This is a genomic window from Streptomyces sp. NBC_00425 (assembly GCF_036030735.1).
Taxonomy (GTDB): domain Bacteria; phylum Actinomycetota; class Actinomycetes; order Streptomycetales; family Streptomycetaceae; genus Streptomyces.
This window is the reverse complement of the sequence record NZ_CP107928.1, coordinates 3011728-3030012: the sequence shown is the minus strand read 5'-3', so window position 1 is coordinate 3030012 and position 18285 is coordinate 3011728. Positions and strand designations below refer to the sequence as shown.

Below are 18285 nucleotides of genomic sequence, written 5' to 3'. Positions count from 1 at the left end.
CGCATGGAGGTAGCGGCTACTCGCCATTACAGAGATCGGCACCGTTCCGTCTCTCGCAGCTCGTCGATCCCACCCGGGGATTGCTGCGCCCATTTTCACTGCGTAGGTATGCGGGGCATTCGTGTGTCGATTTCCGGTGGCGTGGCTGTCTCTCTGCGATCAGCCGACACCGAAAGGCAGCGCATGAGCGAGGAACGGGCCGGGACGCGGCAGGAGCAGGTCGGACGGCGGAACGAGCAGCCCGGGCCGCGAAATGAGCGGGCCGAGTGGGGAAATGAGCAGGCCGGGCGGCGAAATGAGCAAGCCGAGGCCTGGCAGGAGCAAGCGGGGGACTGGACGGGCTTCGACGTCCATGAATTCCAGCGTGGGGTCATCGCCGAGTTTCGCGCCAACGAGGGCAGGCTGGGCGGCATGTTCGAAGGCTGGACCCTGACCGTGTTGACGACCGTCGGGGCCAGGACCGGCCTGCGCCGCGAAAGCATCCTGGGGTATCTCGAATTCGACGGGAAAGGCGTCGTCGTCGCCTCCGCGAACGGCGCCGACAAACACCCCGATTGGTATCACAACATCCGCAGGAACCCGATCGTGACGGTGGAGACCGGCGCCGACACCTACCAGGCGATCGCGGCCGTTCCGCAAGGCCGAGAGCGCGACGAGCTTTTCGGCCGCGTGGTCGAGGAGGCGCCTGGCTACGCCGACCATCAGGCCCGGACGTCACGGGAGATCCCGGTGATCGTGCTGCACCGGATCGGCCCGGTGCCCGGGGCGGAACGGGTCAAAGGGATGGGCGACTGGATCGTCGAGGTGCACGACTGGCTGCGGGACGAGCTGAAGACGTTGCGCGAACAGGCCGATCGGCTGGTCGAGGGCAGCGCCGAGAGGATCGAGCGGACCACACCGGACCTCGCCCGGCAGATGCGCACCCACTGCCTCGACTTCTGCGGCGCGCTGACAAAGCATCACGGCGGCGAGGACATGGCCGTGTTCCCGGCGCTCGCGAAACAGTTCCCCGCCCTGGCACCGGCTTTGGCCCAGCTCGGGGACGAGCACAAGGCGGTGGCCCGAGCCCAGGAGGCCATCCGGCGACTCGTGGACGGGTTCGTCCCCGGCGAGTCCGACCCGAGGCGGCTGCGGGAGGAGCTCGAGCGGCTGGCGGACCGGCTCGAGAACCACTTCACCTACGAGGAGGAGACGATCGTCACCGCGCTCAACGCGACGGTGCCGGCTCCGCACGTCGGTTGACCGAGCGGCTCGGCTGACATGTCTCCGACCTGACTTATCCACAGGCTGAGCGCAACTTTGCGATCCGCGAGATCGTCGGGGCATGACGAACCACAGCGAAGCCACGGGAACCCCCGAAAACAGCGACATTACCGACTGGGCAGAGGTCGGGCGGCCGGATGCCCCCGACGGCAAGGGACGTCGAGGGGAGGGCGATCGTCGGGACGGGCGACACGGGAAAGGACCTGACGGGAAAGGACCTGACAGGGAGGGTCATGACCGGGAAGGGCATGACCCGGAAGGGCATGACCCGGGCGAGGGAGGTCAGGAGGTGTGGGGTGCCGCCGTTCACCAGGTCACCCTGCGCACCCCGGAGGAACTGGCCGACGCTCTGCCCTACCTGCTCGGCTACCGGCCGGAGGACAGCATCGTCCTGGTCGCCCTGCACGACGAGGGCGGGCGGGGCCGGTTCGGCGGCCGGGCCAGGCTCGGCATCCCCGCGAATCCCGACGACTGGCCGGCCGTCGCCGACCAGTTGGCGCGAGGGCTGGTGACGGGCGGTGAGCGCCGGGGCGCCCGCCCCGCGCAGATGGTCGCCTACCTCTGCCAGGAACCGGCGAGGGGCGAGACGGGCCGTCGGACCATGGAACGGCTGCAGCCACTGGCCCAACAACTGCGGGTGGCGTGCGGGCGTCTCGATGTTCCGGTGATCGAGGCGCTCTGCATCGCGGACGGCCGCTTCTGGTCGTACTGCTGCGCGGGCCAGGGCTGCTGCCCGGTCGAGGGCGTGCCGATGGGACTGCCCGGGACCTCCGTCCTGGCCGCGGCCGCGACCTACGCCGGCATCCAGGTCCGAGGCACCCTGCGCGAACTGCGCGCTCGGCTGCAGCCTTTGGAGACCGCCGTCGCCCTGGAGCAGGAGATCGCCCTGGACACCGCGGGCCTGGCGCTCGTCCCGCGGATCCTCGACGAGGCGAGCCGCACGTCGGTGGCCGACGAGACGCTCGCACTGGCTCGGCACGTCATGCGGCGCCTCGCCGAGGCGCCGGCCGTGCCGGGCTCCCTGGCGGCCGACCGCCGGGACGACGTACTGCTCGGACCGGACGAAGCCGCCGCTCTGATCCTCGGCCTGCAGGACCGGATGACGCGCGACCGGGCGGCGGAGTGGATGGAGGGCGACGAGGCCGCCCCGGCGCTGCGTCTGTGGCGCGCGCTGGCCCGCCGCTGTGTCGGACCGTACGGCGAACACGCGGCGGCGCCCCTCACCCTGGCCGGCTGGGTGGCCTGGTCGAGCGGCGACGAGCTCGAGGCCAGGGAGGCCCTGGCGATGGCCCTGGGCGCCGACCCCGGGTATCTCTTCGCCCGCCTCCTGCACCAGGCCTGCAACGAAGGCCTCGACCCCGAGTCGGTACGCCGCTGCCTCCGAGCCGAACGCACGGGACGCGCGCACCCCACGGCACCCGGCACGGGGGAGGAGGCGCACCCGGAGCAGGCAACCCGGGAGCAGGCAACCCGGAAGCAGGTAACCCGGGAGCAGGTGCAACGGGAGGCGGAGGCGGTACAGACGCCGACAGCGGTGCAGACGCCGGAAGCGGGAGAGAAGCCGGAAGCGGGAGAGAAGCCGACAAGGCGGCAGACGCCGGAAACAGGAGAGAACCCGACATGGCGGCAGACGCCGGAAACGGGGAAGGAAGCGGAAACGGGGGCTGTGCGGGAAACCGGGGCGGGACCGGAAGCAGGGGAGGGGCCCGCAGCCCCGCTCCCGGGGACGGAACCGGCAAGCGGCGTTCCGGCGGCGCGAGCACCCCGCACCCACCCACAGAAGCCGCATCCCGCCCGTCGCGCTGCGGCCGGCCGGGGCCAGTCCCGGCCACGCCCCGCAGGCAAGGCCTCCGCGCGGCGTCGTGGCACCCGCCCCGAAGGCGCACGATCCGACGGTGACACCGCCCCCGGCAGGTCGTGAGGGGCCGGAGCGGCATCGCCGGGCGCGGGCACCGGAGTGCCGGGCGAGTCCGCCGCCATTCGGTGGGGCCCGCAGCCCGGTGCGTGACCTGGGGGAGTCCAGCCCCGTTCACCTGAGTGGCGGAACGCCCGCACGGGTGGACCGCCGCGCGCACCCGCCCCTGCCGAAGCCTTCCACCAGGCCTCGACCATGCCGAGGCGCACAGAGAGCAGAAGAAGTCACCCATGCATCAGCCGACTCCGCCCTCCGCCGCCGACGGACGCTCCCGCCCCGACAGCCCGCGCACGTGGTCCGGTCCCACCGCGCCCTCACCACCCACCCCACCGGCTCCTCCGGTCCCGTCGGCGCCGCCTGTCACGCAGACGCCGTCCACCCTCCGTGACCCAGGTCCCGCGCCGCTCGAGGAGCCGGGCGGCGGGTCGGGACCGGCCGTCGGGCAGGGCGTTCGCGACGCCCCCCGCTTCCCGTCGGCGGGCGCGGCGCGCCGCGCGTCCACGCCGCCGGGCAGAGGCACCGTGCCGCCGTCCGGGCCGCCGTCAGCGTCGCGCGCCACCGGACTGCCGCCCGCCCACACGGCGATGATCTGCGTCGCCCTGCCGGGTCTCGCCGTCTCGTCCGACCAGGGACAGCTGACGGGGCACGGCCTGGACGGGATCTACCGGGCGGGCCGCCGCATTCTGTCCCGGTGTCTGCTGCGGGTGGCGGGCCGCGAACCGCTCGTCGTCCAGGCCCGGATGACATCGGCCGACTGTGCCCGCTTCGTCGCCGCCCTGCGCGTCACGCCGCACGGCGGCCCGGACCCCGACGTGGTCGTCGAACGGACCCGCTCGGCGGACGGCGTCGAACGGATCACCCTGCGCAGTGCCGCCGCACGGCCGCTGCGCCTGCCGGTGGAGGTCGCTCTCGGCACCGACCTGGCAGACCTGGGCGCGATCGCGTCCGGCGCCGCCGGTCCCGAACTGCCCGCCAGCGTGCACGACTGCGGCCTGCGCTGGTCCGGCGCCACCGGAACCTCGTACGTCACCGCCCAACCGCCGCCCGCCGACGCGATCGCCGCCGCGGGGCTGCTGCGCTGGGAGTTCGACGTCCCTCCCGGCGGGAGTGTCTGCGTGGAGCTGCGGGTACGCCTGGAGGGCGCCGGACCGGTCCGGGCCGTGGGCCGCGCGGCGACCAGCCCCCTGGCTCCGGCGAGCGCCGGCGGCGACGATCCGCGCGTAGGGGCCCTCCTGGCGACCAGCGTCAAGGATCTGCGCGCGCTGCTGGTTCGCGACCCCGCGCACCCCGCGGACACGCATCTGGCCGCCGGAGCGCCCTGGCGCTGCGGTCTCGCCCCGGCCGACGCCCTGGCCGCCGCCCGTATGACGCTGCCGCTCGGCACCCGCCTCGCCGCGGGGACGCTGCGCATCCTGGCCCGCACCCAGGTCACCGGGCCGGGCCCCCGCTCCGGCATGATCCCCGGTCCCCGCAGGGACGCAGGCCCGCACCTCCCGCCGGGCTGCACGGGAACGGAGGCCACGCTGCTCTTTCCGGCCCTCCTCGCCGAAGCGCGGCGCTGGGGACTGTCCGATCACGAGACGGAGGAACTCCTGCCGGCGGCCGAGCGCTGCCTGACCTGGTTGCGCGGCGCCGTAGGGGACCAGCCCTACCTGAGCGACCCCCAGCCCGACGGACCCGTGCGTTGCGAGACCCAGGCCCACGCCCATCGTGCGGCCCTGCTCGGGGCCGACCTGCTCGACGCCTGCGCGAGACCGGGCGGCGCCACCCTGCGGGAGTGGGCCCGGACCTCGCGCGCCGTGTTCCGCCGCGACTTCTGGATCGACGACCCGGGCGGGGGCAGGCCCGCCGCCGCACGCACTCCGGACGGGCGGACGCTGCCCCACCTCTGCGCGACGGCGGCCCATCTCCTCGACACCGGACTGCTGGGCGGCGGCGTCCACGCCCCCGGGCTGCTGGACAAGGTGCAGACCGAGCAGCTCGCCCGGCTGCTCGGCGGTCCCCTCATGGATTCGGGCTGGGGGCTCCGCGGCCTCGGCGCCAAGGAGGCCGGCTACAACCCGTTCGGCCACCGCAGCGGCGCCGTGCGCATCCACGAGACGGCGATCGCTGTCGCGGGCATGGCGGCCGCGGGCTACGAGAAGGAGAGCACCGCGCTGCTCCGGGGCGTTCTGGCCGCGTCGGAGGCCTTCGGTCACCGTCTTCCGGAGATGTACGCCGGGGAGCAGCGCGAGGACGGCGGCGCGCCGCTTCCCCACCCGGCCGCCTGCCGTCCCGCCGCGACCGCCGCGGCGGCGGGCGTCCTGTTGCTGACCGCGCTCGTCGGCATCCGCCCCGACGCGCCGGCCGGGACCGTCGCCCTGCGCCCGTTGCCCAGCGCGCCTTTGGGCGAGGTCGGTCTCACGGGGTTGCGGGTCGCGGACGCCCCCTTCTCCGTACGGGTCACCCGGCTCGGACTCGCCATGGTGGAGGAAGCGTCCGAAGGTCTGCAGCTGGGTGTGTGACCGCTCCGTTCCGCCCGCTCTCGCGGCGGCGGTCGGCCATCGATGCGGCTGATCAAGGGCGTGTTTATCGTCAGGAAGACGACTATGATCGCCGCATGTCCTACGACCCGTCAGCCTTCCCGCCCTTCGCCGTCACCGTGGACCTGGTCGTGCTGACCGTGCGCCGCCATGCCCTGTGCGCGCTGGCGGTACGCAGGGGCGAGGCGCCGTTCCAGGGGTGGTGGGCGCTGCCCGGCGGTTTCGTACGGGCCGACGAAGACCTCACCCAGGCGGCGGCGCGCGAGCTGGCGGAGGAGACCGGGCTGCATGCCCATGACCCCAGGGTCCCGGCCCAGGACAACGGCGCCCACCTGGAACAGCTGGCCACGTACGGCGATCCCGGGCGCGATCCCCGCATGCGCGTGGTGAGCGTCGCGCATCTGGCGCTCGCCCCCGACCTGCCGGCTCCGCGAGCGGGCGGTGACGCCAGCAACGCGCGCTGGGCGCCCGTCGAGGAGCTGCTCCAGCAGGGCGGGCACGGCCGGGACGGCGAACCGGTCGCACCGCTGGCCTTCGACCACGCCCGGATCCTCGCCGACGGAGTGGAGCGCGCCCGTTCCAAGATCGAGTACTCCTCCCTCGCGACGGCGTTCTGCCCCACGGAGTTCACGGTCGGCGAACTGCGCCGTGTCTACGAGGCGGTGTGGGGCGTGGCGCTCGACCCGCGCAACTTCCACCGCAAGGTGACGGGCACGCCCGGCTTCCTCGTTCCCACCGGCGGCACCACCACCCGGCAGGGGGGCCGCCCCGCGCAACTGTTCAGGGCCGGCGGCGCGACGTTGCTCAACCCGCCCATGCTGCGCCCGGAGGTCTGAGATCCGGCACCGGGACCACTGATGCGCGACTGACCGTGCGGTACACGGAAAAAAGGGATATAGCGCGCTATCTTCCTGAAGGTGATCCAGGCCTACGGACTGACCAGCGATTCCCGTAAGGCGCTTCCGCCCGCCGTCGACGACGTCTCCTTCGAGGCGCACGCGGGCCGCGTCACCGTGCTGCTCGGAGCGCCGGGCGCCGGCAAGACCACCGTGCTGAGACTTCTGCTCGGACTTCAACAGGGGCGCGGCCTCGCCTGCTTCAGAGGCCGCCCGCTGCACCGCGTCGCCCACCCCTCGCGCGAGGTCGGCGTCCTCCTCGGAGACGTGCCGGGACACCCGGCCCGCACGGTCCGCGGCCATCTGCGCATGCTGTGCGCGGCCGCCGGCGTCGCGGTCCGGCGAGCCGACGAAGTGCTCGAGGTGGTCGGCCTGGTCGGCCTGCGCGACGAACGCCTCGGCGGCCTCTCCCGCGGCATGGACCGCCGGCTCGGACTGGCCTGCGCGCTTCTCGCCGACCCGCACACCCTCGTCCTCGACGAACCGGCCGACGGGCTGTCCGGACGTGAGAGCCGCTGGCTCCACGGCATGCTGCGCGCGCACGCCGAGCAGGGGGGCACGGTGCTGACGACGACGGCCGACCCGAAGGAGGCCGCCCGCGTCGCCGACCGGGTCCTCGCCCTGGAGCAGGGCAGGCTCGTCGCCGACCAGGAGGCCGCCGACTTCGCCCGCACCCGGTTGCGCCCGAGGGTGGCCGTCCGAAGCCCCCACGCCGTCCGCCTCGCCGCGCAGCTCACCAGGGAGGCCCGCGCCGCGCAGCGCTCCGTCGAGGTCGTGCAGGAGGACGGCAACCGGCTCTCCGTGTACGGCAGCAGCTGCGCCGACGTCGGCGAGACGGCGTTCCGGCACGGCATCCTCGTCCACCAACTCGCGGACGAAACAGGCGACATGGGGCCGAGGGCGGAGCCCAGGGCCGTGATGGGCAAGGCCGTGGAGAACGAAGCCGTGGAGAACGGGGCCCCGGGGGACAAGGCTCCGCGGAACACGGCTGCGGCCGACGTGACCGCGAAGATCGCGCCCGAGGATGCGGGGGAGGCGTCCACGGAATCCGACCCCGCGACGGCACGATCCCTCTCTGCCGGGAGTCCGCCCGCGGTCGCGCCCCCGGAGCACCCCGCTCCGACCGGCCCTGCCCTGACGGGCCCTGCCCCGATGCGTCCCAACCCGACCGGCCCCGACCTGGCGGATCGTCCCGTGGGCGCGGACGACCCCCGCCCCGAGTCCGACGCCGAGCCCACGGCCGCGCCGCCCTCCCCTCGCCTCCCCGCCGCCCGTGCTCCGGGTGACCTTCCCGCGCTGCCGCCTCCCCTCTCCGTGCGCTCCGCGCCCACCCCGCTGCGCCCTCTCCGCTACGAGATCCGCCGCGCCACCGGGATCAGCACCGGCTTCCTCACCGGCGCCGCCGTACTGCTCGTCTCCGCCGTCACCGCCCTGGTGCTGGGCGGCGCGGGCCACACCGCTCAGGCGCGGCTGCTGGCCGCCTGGCCCGTACAGCTGCCGCTGCCGCCCGCGGCCCTCGGTGCAGGTCTGCTCGGCGCGCTGGCCTTCGGGGACGAGTTCCGCCACCCCGCCCTGGCGGCGGACCGCGGCACCGTGCCGCGAAGGCTCGGGGTGCTCACCGCCAAGCTGCTCGTCGCCGCCGTCACCGCCGTGGCGCTGGCCTTCCTCACGGTGGGCTGTGACGCCGAGGCGCTCTACCTCGTCTACGGACAGGAGCTCGCCCGAGTTCCCGCGGACTGGATGTCGCTCGGCGCGAGTTGGCTCGGGCTGGTGGTCGGCTGCGCCTGGGCGGGGGTACTGGCGGCCGGCGTCTTCCGGTCCACCACGGCAGGGCTGGCGGCGGTGCTCGCGGTACCCGTCGTCGTCGTGCCCGTAGTACAGAAGGCCGTGGAGAGCGCGTCCGTGCGGACGGCGGCCGGACTCTCGATGCGGTTGCGCGAGACGCTTCTGGTGCAGTGGCCCTTCGGCGGGGAGCGATACGTGGACGCCGCGGCGCGCGTGCTCGGCCAACCCGTCGGCGGGGCAATGGCGTTGTCCCTCGCCGCGCTGCTCTGCGCGTATCTGCTCACGACCCTGCGCGGCAGGGTCCGATGACGACCGTCCGGACCCAACCGATCCCTGCGTGTGCGCAACTCCCCGGAGAAAGCCCATTTCTTTCCGATAAGGCGTCAATTGCGACGGGGTGAGCGATCACCCTTTCGTGTGCTTTTCACCAAAGACCTCAAGGGAGTTGGAAACAGCGCCGACAAAGGATCCGTGAGTACCCTTGCGCACACCATGATGACCGCCGCCCGCTCCGCCGACTCCGGTCTGGCCGGCCCGGGCGAACTCGACCGCTATCCCTACGCCGAGGCCCCCGTCGCCGACCGCGTCGGAGCCTCCGTCTGGGAGACCGCGGAGCCCGAGCTGGGCCGCGTGGGCCGCCGCTCCACGGGGAACCGCGGGCGTGGGCTGCACGGCCAGCTCGTCCAGCAGCTGGGGCAGATGATCGTCTCGGGCGACCTGGGCGCCGACCGCCCACTGGTGCCCGAGGAGATCGGCCAGCGGTTCGAGGTGTCCCGTACCGTCGTCCGCGAGTCGCTGCGCGTCCTCGAGGCCAAGGGCCTGGTCAGCGCCCGCCCGAACGTCGGTACGCGCGTGCGTCCCGTGAGCGACTGGAATCTGCTCGACCCGGACATCATCGAGTGGCGCGCCTACGGCCCCCAGCGCGACGACCAGCGACGCGAGCTGAGCGAGCTGCGCTGGACGATCGAGCCGCTGGCCGCCCGCCTCGCCGCCGGGCACGGACGGGAGGACGTCCAGCAGCGGCTGTCCGACATGGTCGAGATCATGGCCCATGCGATGACGCAGGGCGACGTGCTCACCTACTCCCGAGCCGACACCGAGTTCCATTCGCTGCTCATCCAGGTCGCGGGCAACCGCATGCTGGAGCACCTTTCCGGGATCGTGTCGTCCGCTCTGCAGGTCTCCGGCGGTCCGGTCACGGGCTGCGAGCGGCCCAACGACGCCTCGCTGGCACACCACGGCAGGATCGTCGACGCCCTGGCGGCGGGCGACGGCACGGCGGCCGAGGCGGCCATGCGCCAGCTGCTCACCGTGCACCCCGAGGTGGAGCGCGTCGTGCCGGCGCCGCGCGAGCACTGACACGCAGACCTCGGGCGCGACGGTCCGGGATGCCCTCCCCCTCCTGCCATCCTCGGCCCGGTATGCCCACACCCCGTCGGACCCCGCAGAAGCCCGTCCCGGGAACTGCGGGGTCCGACCGTGTACGTGCGGGATTTGGTGGCGAAGGTGTGGGTAGACACCACGGGTGACCTCATCTGCCCGCGTCTGACCGTTTATGAACGCTTACGGGGTGTGACTCGGGCCACGAAGATTGGGCGTAACGCTTGTGGAAACAACGCGATGACCTAAGAGGTGACAGCCGCAGAGGGAATACGGACGCCGTTCAAGGCGCTGTGCATCCTCCCGGCCCCCGCCCGCGCCGTCGGCCCGTTCCCAGGCCGGTGGTCGGCTCCAGTCCGTCGTGGACGGGGCCGGAAGCCGTTTTCCAACGTTCCGAGAGGTTGTTCGTGTCGGCCAGCACATCCCGTACGCTCCCGCCGGAGATCGCCGAGTCCGTCTCTGTCATGGCGCTCATTGAGCGGGGAAAGGCTGAGGGGCAGATCGCCGGCGACGATGTGCGTCGGGCCTTCGAAGCTGACCAGATTCCGGCCACTCAGTGGAAGAACGTACTGCGCAGCCTCAACCAGATCCTCGAGGAAGAGGGTGTGACGCTGATGGTCAGTGCCGCGGAGCCCAAGCGCACCCGAAAGAGCGTCGCAGCGAAGAGTCCGGCCAAGCGCACCGCCACCAAGACGGTCGCCGCGAAGCCGGTGACCACGCGGAAGACCGCCGCTGACGCCGCCCCGGCCGCCCCGGCCGCACCCGCTGTGGACGACCCCGCAGAAGAAGAAGCCGCCCCCGCCAAGAAGGCGGCTGCCAAGAAGACCACGGCGGCCAGGAAGACGGTCGCGAAGAAGACCGTCGCGGCCAAGAAGACCGTGGCCAAGAAGACCGCCGGCAAGAAGGACGACGGCGAGTCGGTCGAGGAAGAGGCCCTCGAGGACGCCCCCAAGGCGGGCGACGAGCCCGAGGGCACCGAGAGCGCCGGCTTCGTCCTCTCCGACGACGACGAGGACGACGCGCCGGCCCAGCAGGTGGCCGCCGCGGGCGCCACCGCCGACCCGGTCAAGGACTACCTCAAGCAGATCGGCAAGGTCCCGCTGCTCAACGCCGAGCAGGAGGTCGAGCTCGCCAAGCGCATCGAGGCCGGTCTGTTCGCCGAGGACAAGCTGGCCAACGCCGACAAGCTCGCGCCGAAGCTGAAGCGCGAGCTGGAGATCATCGCGGAGGACGGCCGCCGCGCCAAGAACCACCTCCTGGAGGCCAACCTCCGTCTGGTGGTGTCCCTGGCCAAGCGTTACACCGGCCGCGGCATGCTCTTCCTGGACCTCATCCAGGAGGGCAACCTCGGTCTCATCCGCGCGGTCGAGAAGTTCGACTACACCAAGGGCTACAAGTTCTCCACGTACGCCACCTGGTGGATCCGTCAGGCGATCACCCGCGCGATGGCCGACCAGGCCCGCACCATCCGCATCCCGGTGCACATGGTCGAGGTCATCAACAAGCTCGCGCGCGTGCAGCGTCAGATGCTTCAGGACCTGGGCCGCGAGCCCACTCCGGAGGAGCTGGCCAAGGAACTCGACATGACCCCCGAGAAGGTCATCGAGGTCCAGAAGTACGGCCGTGAGCCCATCTCGCTGCACACCCCGCTGGGTGAGGACGGCGACAGCGAGTTCGGCGACCTCATCGAGGACTCCGAGGCCGTCGTGCCGGCGGACGCGGTCAGCTTCACGCTTCTGCAGGAGCAGCTGCACTCGGTCCTCGACACCCTGTCCGAGCGCGAGGCGGGCGTCGTCTCGATGCGCTTCGGTCTCACCGACGGTCAGCCGAAGACCCTCGACGAGATCGGCAAGGTGTACGGCGTCACGCGCGAGCGGATCCGCCAGATCGAGTCCAAGACCATGTCGAAGCTGCGCCACCCGTCGCGTTCGCAGGTGCTGCGCGACTACCTCGACTAGGTCGCCTCCGTACACGCCGAAGGCCCGGTGTCCCGTCAGGGAACCGGGCCTTCGGCGTGTACGCGCGGGTGCGTCCCGCCAGGGGTTGGATCACTGTGGGTGTTCACCGAGCACTTCAGAGTGAGGAGTCCTCATGCGACGTCCCCTGGTCCGGGCCCTGTACCGGCCGTTGATTCTCGCGGCCGTGGCCATGGTCATACCGTTGGCCTCCGCCGCTCCCGCCGCCTCCGACGGCGTCGTCCTCGGGGGCTACCCCGTCGACGTCTCGCAGAGCCCGTGGACGGTCGCGCTGTCCAGCCGTGACCGGTTCGGAGGTATGCGCTCGGGACAGTTCTGCGGTGGCGTGGCGGTCGGGCCGACGACCGTGCTCACGGCGGCGCACTGCATGGGCGAGGAGGCTTTGGGTGCTCCGCCGGAGCGGGTCCGGGACCTCAAGGTCGTCGCCGGTCGCACGGACCTCTACTCGGAAGCGGGGCAGGAGGTCTCCGTACGCAGCGTCTGGGTGAACCCCCGATACGACGGTTCCAGCAACGCCGGAGACTTCGCCGTGCTCACCCTGGCCACGCCCCTTCCGGCGGGAACGGCCATCGGCATGGCCGCGGCGGGTGACGCGGCGTACCAGCCCGGCGGGGAGGCCCTGGTCTACGGCTGGGGAGACACCACGGGGTTCGGCGCCTACGCGCACACGCTCCGGGCGGCACCGGTCCACGTGCTGGCCGACTCGCTCTGCGAGCGGGCGTACCCGGGTTCGTCCGACGGCTCGTACCTCGCGCAGAGCATGGTGTGCGCCGGAGAGGCTCGCGGGGGCCGGGACGCCTGCCAGGGGGACAGCGGCGGGCCGCTGGTCGCGCAGGGCCGGCTCATCGGGCTCGTGTCGTGGGGCAGCGGCTGTGGGCGGGCCGGCAGCCCCGGCGTCTACACGCGGGTCTCCGACGCCCTGCGGACGCTCGGCTGGGATGTCGCCACCCGAGGTTCCCTGAGGGCTCCAGACAGCCCCTGAGCGGGCTGTGCCCGGGCGGGGGATTGCGGGCAAGAAGCGGGCGGCCGCCCCTGGTGTCAGGGGCGGCCGCCCGTTCGCCGGCCTGTGCCGACTCTGGCTCGTCGTGGACGCGTCGGATCAGCGCTCTTCTTCCAGGGCGGACGCCGGAACGGTAGTCAGCCGCTCCGTCTCGTCCTGTATCTCAGCGGCGATCTTCTTGAGTTCCGGCTCGAACTTGCGGCCGTGGTGGGCGCAGAAGAGCAGTTCTCCGCCGCTGAGCAGCACGACGCGTACGTACGCCTGGGCGCCGCAGCGGTCGCAGCGGTCAGCGGCCGTCATCGGGCTCGCGGGGGTCAGAACAGTAGTCACGTCGCCTCTTCTCTAGCTCGACGAGCTGTCGTACCAGGGTCAACATCCAACCAGCCCCAAAACGTTCCCGCTCGTGGCTTGTCCTCGAAAAAATCTTTCCGAGGTGGCCGTCTGCTGCCGGTTTGGCGGCGAATGTGCCGTATTGCGTGGTCTGTAATGCTTACGGTTTCGCACTGTCGGTCGTGGTTCGATCCTCCCGGCTGGCTTGCCGGTTTGTTCATGAGGACGTGCCCGGAGCCTAAATGGTTCATGCCCCGAAGGGAACGTGATATGTACTTCACTCCAACGAGGGATCGAACACGCATACGACGCTGGACTAGTCTGAGTTTCGGACGAGGGTGGCGTTACAACGGCTCTACCAGGCCTCGGTACCCTCTTGGCGGCTACCCGAGCCGCGCCCTTACCCAGAAGGGCCCCAAGTGAAATTCAGCGAGGAGCGAACCGCGTGACCGCCGAAACGTCCGTGCCGTCCACAGCGCTGCTGGCAGGAGCAGACCGGGACGGATCCAACTACACCGCGCGGCACCTGCTCGTCCTCGAGGGCCTCGAGGCCGTGCGGAAGCGCCCGGGCATGTACATCGGCTCGACCGACAGTCGCGGCCTGATGCACTGCCTGTGGGAGATCATCGACAACTCCGTCGACGAGGCCCTGGGCGGGTACTGCGACCACATCGAGGTGATCCTCCACGACGACGCCTCGGTGGAGGTCCGTGACAACGGCCGGGGCATCCCCGTCGACGTCGAGCCCAAGACCGGCCTGTCCGGCGTCGAGGTCGTCATGACCAAGCTGCACGCCGGCGGCAAGTTCGGCGGCGGCTCCTACGCCGCCTCCGGCGGTCTGCACGGCGTCGGCGCCTCCGTCGTCAACGCCCTGTCCGCCCGGCTCGACGTCGAGGTGGACCGAGGGGGTCACACGCACGCGATCAGCTTCCGGCGCGGAGTCCCCGGCGCCTTCGCCGCGGACGGTCCCGACGCCGAGTTCGAGCCGGGAGGCCTGCGCAAGGTCAAGCGGGTCGCCAAGAACCGCACCGGCACGCGCGTGCGGTACTGGGCCGACCGGCAGATCTTCCTCAAGGACGCGAAGCTCTCCCTGGAGAACCTGCACGGCCGTGCCCGCCAGACCGCCTTCCTGGTTCCCGGCCTGACCATCGTCGTCCGCGACGAGTACGGTCTCGGCGACGGCGGCAGCAAGGGTGAGGAGTCCTTCCGCTTCGACGGCGGCATCAGCGAGTTCTGCGAGTACCTGGCCGCCGACAAGCCGGTCTGCGACGTCCTCCGTTTCACCGGGCAGGGCACCTTCAAGGAGACGGTGCCGGTCCTGGACGACCACGGACAGATGACGCCGACCGAGGTCACCCGTGAGCTCGGCGTCGACGTGGCGCTGCGCTGGGGGACCGGCTACGACACGAACCTCAGGTCGTTCGTGAACATCATCGCCACGCCCAAGGGCGGCACGCATGTCGCAGGCTTCGAGCAGGCCGTCGCCAAGACGATGAACGAGGTGCTGCGCGCCAAGAAGCTGCTGCGCGTCGCCGAGGACGACATCGTCAAGGACGACGCCCTGGAGGGCCTGACCGCCGTCGTCACGGTACGCCTGGCCGAACCCCAGTTCGAGGGCCAGACGAAGGAGGTCCTCGGCACCTCGGCCGCGCGGCGCATCGTGAACACCGTGATCTCCCGCGAACTCAAGGCGTTCCTGACCTCGACCAAGCGCGACGCCGCGGCGCAGGCCCGGGTCGTGATGGAGAAGGCGGTCGCCGCTGCGCGGACGCGCATCGCGGCCCGGCAGCACAAGGACGCGCAGCGACGCAAGACGGCGCTGGAGTCCTCGTCGCTGCCCGCGAAGCTGGCAGACTGCCGCAGCGACGACGTCGAGCGCAGCGAGCTGTTCATCGTCGAGGGGGACTCGGCGCTCGGCACCGCGAAGCTCGCCCGGAACTCCGAGTTCCAGGCGCTGCTGCCGATCCGGGGCAAGATCCTCAACGTCCAGAAGTCGTCCGTGACCGACATGCTCAAGAACGCCGAGTGCGGCGCGATCATCCAGGTCATAGGGGCCGGTTCCGGGCGGACGTTCGACATCGACGCGGCCCGTTACGGCAAGATCATCATGATGACGGACGCCGATGTGGACGGTTCCCACATCCGCACCCTGCTCCTGACGCTGTTCCACCGCTACATGCGGCCCATGGTCGAGGCCGGCCGGGTGTTCGCCGCGGTTCCGCCGCTGCACCGCATCGAGCTCGTCCAGCCCAGGAAGGGCCAGGACAAGTACGTGTACACGTACTCGGACCGTGAGCTGCGCGACAAGCTGATGGAGTTCCAGAGCAAGGGTGTCCGGTACAAGGACTCCATCCAGCGCTACAAGGGTCTCGGTGAGATGGACGCCGACCAGCTGGCCGAGACCACGATGGACCCGCGTCACCGCACCCTGCGCCGCATCAACCTCTCCGACCTCGACTCGGCCGAGCAGGTGTTCGATCTGCTCATGGGCAACGACGTGGCCCCGCGCAAGGAGTTCATCTCCAGCTCGGCCGCGACGCTGGACCGGTCGCGCATCGACGCGTGACCCCCGCGTCCGCGAGGACGCACCCGGTCGCGGCCGCACCCGGTTCGAGCAGCGCCATCACGGGGCTGACCCGGGCTTCTCCACCCTCGGGTGGAGAAGCCCGGTCCGCAAGGATCCACCCATGATCCACCCTGGCTCCGATCTGCGAGCCGGGGTGTTTCCGTAGCGTCGAAGGCGTCGGCAGCGCTGGCTGCCGGCCTCCCCTTCCCGCCCACGGAGGCTGTGATGTCCGGGCTCCTCAACGCGACGGCGATCGCGGCAGTGATCGTTCTCGTGATCGTTCGGCAGTTCCGGGCCGGCCGCGTGGAAGCGGACCGGCGATGGTGGCTCCTGCCCGGCATCCTGGCGGTCACGGCGCTGCGCGGGCCCGACCTGCTCGACGCTCGCCACCCCACCACGTCCGCCCTGGTCCTCGGCGCCGAACTGATCGTCGGCCTGGCCATGGGGGCCGCCTGGGCCCGGACCACCCACGTGTGGGTTGAGGCGGACGGCTCGGTGTGGAGCAGGAGCACGAAGGCGAGCGCGGCCGTGTGGTTCGCCGGCATCGCACTGCGGCTCGGCCTCTTCGGCCTCGGCGCGCTGATGGGCGTCCACCAGCACAGTTCGGCCCTGATACTGGGACTCGCGGCCACCCTGCTGGTGCGCTCCGGGCTCCTGATCCGGCGGGCGCAGCCCCTGCGGAGGCCCGCCCCGGCGCAGGTCACGGCGTACGGCGACCACGTGCCCCGGTCCGCGAGGAAGGAGCGCGTGTGACGGAGAACTTCTGGACCCGCTGGCCGTCGCGAGAGGCGCTGAGCCCCCAGGCGATCACCCGGCCCAGGCGGCTGCTCGCCTGGGGAGTGCGGCTGCTGGTGCTCGTCGCGCTGGTGTGGGGCGCCCTCCACGACAGCCGCGTCCACGGGTGGGCCGGGGTCGCCGGGGCGGGCGGGCTGCTCGTGGCCGGGGGGCTCGCGTGGGCCCTGTTCCGGACCACGCTCGAGCACCGGCTGCGGCCCTCTCTCGCCCTCCTCCTCGCGCTGCTGCTCCTGGCCGCCGGGGCCGAGGCCGTCGGACTGAGCTCCCCGGCCGTGGTCCTGTGCTGTGGTGGTGCCGTCGTGGCTCTGGAGCGGCTGCCCCTGGCCGCCGCCGTGCCCGTCGCCTCGGCCGGTTTCGCCGCCTTCGCCGTGTTCGACGACGATCGGGGGATGGTCTCGGCCTCCGTCATCGGGGGCATGGCCCTCGCCGGCTACGCGCTGCGGCTCGACGCCGAGGCCAGAGGCGTCGCACAGCGCCTGCTCGCCCAGGAGCGGGCGGCCCGCACGGCCGAGGCCGAGTCCGCCGCGCTCGCGGAGCGGGCCCGCATCGCCCGGGAGATCCACGACGTGCTCGCCCACAGTCTCTCGGCGCAGCTGGTGCACCTGGAGGCGGCCCGGCTGCTGATCGAGCGGGGCGGGGACCGCGAACAGATCCTCGAACGCGTGGTGGCGGCACGCGGCATGGCCCGCGACGGTCTCGAGGAGACCCGGCAGTCGCTCTCCGCGCTGCGCGGTGAGACGACACCGCTGGAGGAGTTCCTCACCGGCCTCGTCGGCGCGTCCGAGGGCGCCGAGGTCACGGTCGCCGGCGAACGCGTACCACTGCCGGTCGAGGCCTCGCAGGCCGTGCGCAGGGTCGCCCAGGAAGCGCTGACGAACGTGCGCAAGCACGCGCCGGGCGCGAGGGTGAGCGTGCGGCTCGAGTACCGTCCGCGCGAAGTCACCCTGGACGTGCGGGACTCGGGCGGCTCGCCGGGCGAACTCGCCGGGGCCGGAGGCGGGTACGGTCTGCTGGGTATGCGTGAGCGCGCCGAGCTGCTCGGCGGCTCGCTCGCCGCAGGGCCGGACGAGGAAGGGTTCGTGGTGACGCTGAGGGTGCCCGTATGACCGGGGAGCCGGAGAAGCCCGCCAGGGTGGTGGTCGCGGACGATCAGACCGTCGTCAGAGAAGGCATCGTGATGCTGCTCGGGCTGCTGCCGGGAGTCGAGGTCGTGGGGGCTGCGGGAGACGGCGAGGAAGCGGTGCGGCTCGTCGCCGAACTCGCTCCCGATGTGGTGCTGATGGACCTGCGCATGCCCCGCTGTGACGGTGTGGAGGCGACTCGGCGCATCACGGCCCGGTACCCCGGCACCCAGGTCGTGGTACTCACCACCTACGCGGACGACGAGTCCCTGTTCCCGGCGCTCAAGGCCGGGGCGCGGGGATACCTCACGAAGGACGCCGGCGGGGACGAGATCGTACGGGCCGTGCACAGCGTGCTGTCCGGGGACGCCGGCCTGTCGCCGAGTGTGCAGCGCAGGCTGCTGGAACGGCTGTCGGCGCCCGAACCCGAGCCGACGGGGTCCGCCGTCGTGCCCGACGGGCTCACCACACGGGAGGCGGAGGTTCTGGTGCTGATCGCCGAAGGCCTCAGCAACCCGGAGATCGCCCGCAGGCTGAGCGTGTCCATCGCCACGGTGAAGACGCACATCAACAACATGTTCTCCAAGACGGGACTCAAGGACCGTGCTCAGGCGGTCAGTTACGCGTACCGGAAAGGGCTGGTGCGGCCGCCCGCAGCGGGATCGGCCTGATGGTCACCTGATGGAGTGAAGTGTGCGGGGAAGAAGAGTCATGGATCTTCCCGTTCTGTCCATCC

The 18285-nt window shown here is 71.8% G+C and carries 13 protein-coding genes; 12 read left to right on the top strand and 1 reads right to left on the bottom strand.

The window, feature by feature from the left end; all coding sequences use genetic code 11:
• Window positions 1–3 precede the first annotated feature (3 nt).
• The 8 genes from OHS82_RS12655 to OHS82_RS12620 all read left to right on the top strand — a co-directional run bounded on the left by OHS82_RS12655 (window position 4) and on the right by OHS82_RS12620 (window position 12719).
• Window positions 4–1242 carry a nitroreductase/quinone reductase family protein gene (locus OHS82_RS12655; RefSeq protein WP_328433883.1) on the top strand — a complete coding sequence of 413 codons (1239 nt, stop codon included), beginning with the start codon at window positions 4–6 and terminating at the stop codon, window positions 1240–1242.
• Window positions 1243–1552: 310 nt separating this feature from the next.
• Window positions 1553–3184 carry a DUF4192 domain-containing protein gene (locus tag OHS82_RS12650; RefSeq protein WP_370444072.1) on the top strand — a complete coding sequence of 544 codons (1632 nt, stop codon included), beginning with the start codon at window positions 1553–1555 and terminating at the stop codon, window positions 3182–3184.
• A gap of 578 nt (window positions 3185–3762) precedes the next feature.
• On the top strand, window positions 3763–5682 hold the full coding sequence (locus tag OHS82_RS12645) for a glycogen debranching N-terminal domain-containing protein (RefSeq protein WP_328436057.1): 1920 nt from the start codon (window positions 3763–3765) through the stop codon (window positions 5680–5682).
• A 95-nt stretch (window positions 5683–5777) separates the two neighbouring features.
• Entirely contained in the window at window positions 5778–6536 is a 759-nt protein-coding gene (locus OHS82_RS12640; RefSeq protein ID WP_057575399.1) for an NUDIX hydrolase, read from the top strand.
• Between the two features lie 81 nt (window positions 6537–6617).
• Entirely contained in the window at window positions 6618–8690 is a 2073-nt protein-coding gene (locus OHS82_RS12635) for an ATP-binding cassette domain-containing protein (RefSeq protein WP_328433882.1), read from the top strand.
• A gap of 162 nt (window positions 8691–8852) precedes the next feature.
• The gene (locus tag OHS82_RS12630; protein ID WP_057575402.1) at window positions 8853–9740 is read left to right on the top strand and encodes a FadR/GntR family transcriptional regulator; all 888 of its coding nucleotides are present in this window, start codon (window positions 8853–8855) and stop codon (window positions 9738–9740) included.
• A 428-nt stretch (window positions 9741–10168) separates the two neighbouring features.
• The gene (locus tag OHS82_RS12625; protein ID WP_057576198.1) at window positions 10169–11719 is read left to right on the top strand and encodes an RNA polymerase sigma factor; all 1551 of its coding nucleotides are present in this window, start codon (window positions 10169–10171) and stop codon (window positions 11717–11719) included.
• 133 nt (window positions 11720–11852) lie between these two features.
• Entirely contained in the window at window positions 11853–12719 is an 867-nt protein-coding gene (locus tag OHS82_RS12620; protein WP_328433881.1) for a serine protease, read from the top strand.
• Window positions 12720–12836: 117 nt separating this feature from the next.
• Here the strand turns inward: OHS82_RS12620 and OHS82_RS12615 are convergent, their stop codons facing one another.
• Window positions 12837–13067 (bottom strand): DUF7455 domain-containing protein, encoded by a 231-nt coding sequence (locus OHS82_RS12615; protein ID WP_057575406.1) that lies wholly within the window; start codon window positions 13065–13067, stop codon window positions 12837–12839.
• A 445-nt stretch (window positions 13068–13512) separates the two neighbouring features.
• Between OHS82_RS12615 and OHS82_RS12610 the strand changes: the two genes are divergently transcribed.
• The 4 genes from OHS82_RS12610 to OHS82_RS12595 all read left to right on the top strand — a co-directional run bounded on the left by OHS82_RS12610 (window position 13513) and on the right by OHS82_RS12595 (window position 18220).
• Window positions 13513–15633 (top strand): DNA gyrase/topoisomerase IV subunit B, encoded by a 2121-nt coding sequence (locus OHS82_RS12610; protein ID WP_057575407.1) that lies wholly within the window; start codon window positions 13513–13515, stop codon window positions 15631–15633.
• A gap of 225 nt (window positions 15634–15858) precedes the next feature.
• A complete protein-coding gene (locus tag OHS82_RS12605; RefSeq protein WP_057575409.1) occupies window positions 15859–16386 on the top strand; it encodes a CcdC protein domain-containing protein in 528 nt (175 codons plus the stop codon).
• Window positions 16383–17534 carry a sensor histidine kinase gene (locus OHS82_RS12600; protein WP_328433880.1) on the top strand — a complete coding sequence of 384 codons (1152 nt, stop codon included), beginning with the start codon at window positions 16383–16385 and terminating at the stop codon, window positions 17532–17534. Before OHS82_RS12605 ends, OHS82_RS12600 begins: the two co-directional genes overlap by 4 nt.
• Window positions 17531–18220: a response regulator transcription factor gene (locus tag OHS82_RS12595; RefSeq protein ID WP_057575413.1), complete on the top strand. Its 690-nt coding sequence runs from the start codon at window positions 17531–17533 to the stop codon at window positions 18218–18220. Before OHS82_RS12600 ends, OHS82_RS12595 begins: the two co-directional genes overlap by 4 nt.
• Window positions 18221–18285: the final 65 nt, after the last annotated feature.

Excerpts from the sequence above, each read along its gene's own strand:
- OHS82_RS12640 (WP_057575399.1), top strand. The coding sequence starts at position 5,778 with ATGTCCTACGACCCGTCAGCCTTCCCGCCCTTCGCCGTCACCGTGGAC.
- OHS82_RS12645 (WP_328436057.1), top strand. The coding sequence starts at position 3,763 with ATGATCTGCGTCGCCCTGCCGGGTCTCGCCGTCTCGTCCGACCAGGGA.
- OHS82_RS12595 (WP_057575413.1), top strand. The coding sequence starts at position 17,531 with ATGACCGGGGAGCCGGAGAAGCCCGCCAGGGTGGTGGTCGCGGACGAT.
- OHS82_RS12605 (WP_057575409.1), top strand. The coding sequence starts at position 15,859 with ATGTCCGGGCTCCTCAACGCGACGGCGATCGCGGCAGTGATCGTTCTC.
- OHS82_RS12655 (WP_328433883.1), top strand. The coding sequence starts at position 4 with ATGGAGGTAGCGGCTACTCGCCATTACAGAGATCGGCACCGTTCCGTC.
- OHS82_RS12620 (WP_328433881.1), top strand. The coding sequence starts at position 11,853 with ATGCGACGTCCCCTGGTCCGGGCCCTGTACCGGCCGTTGATTCTCGCG.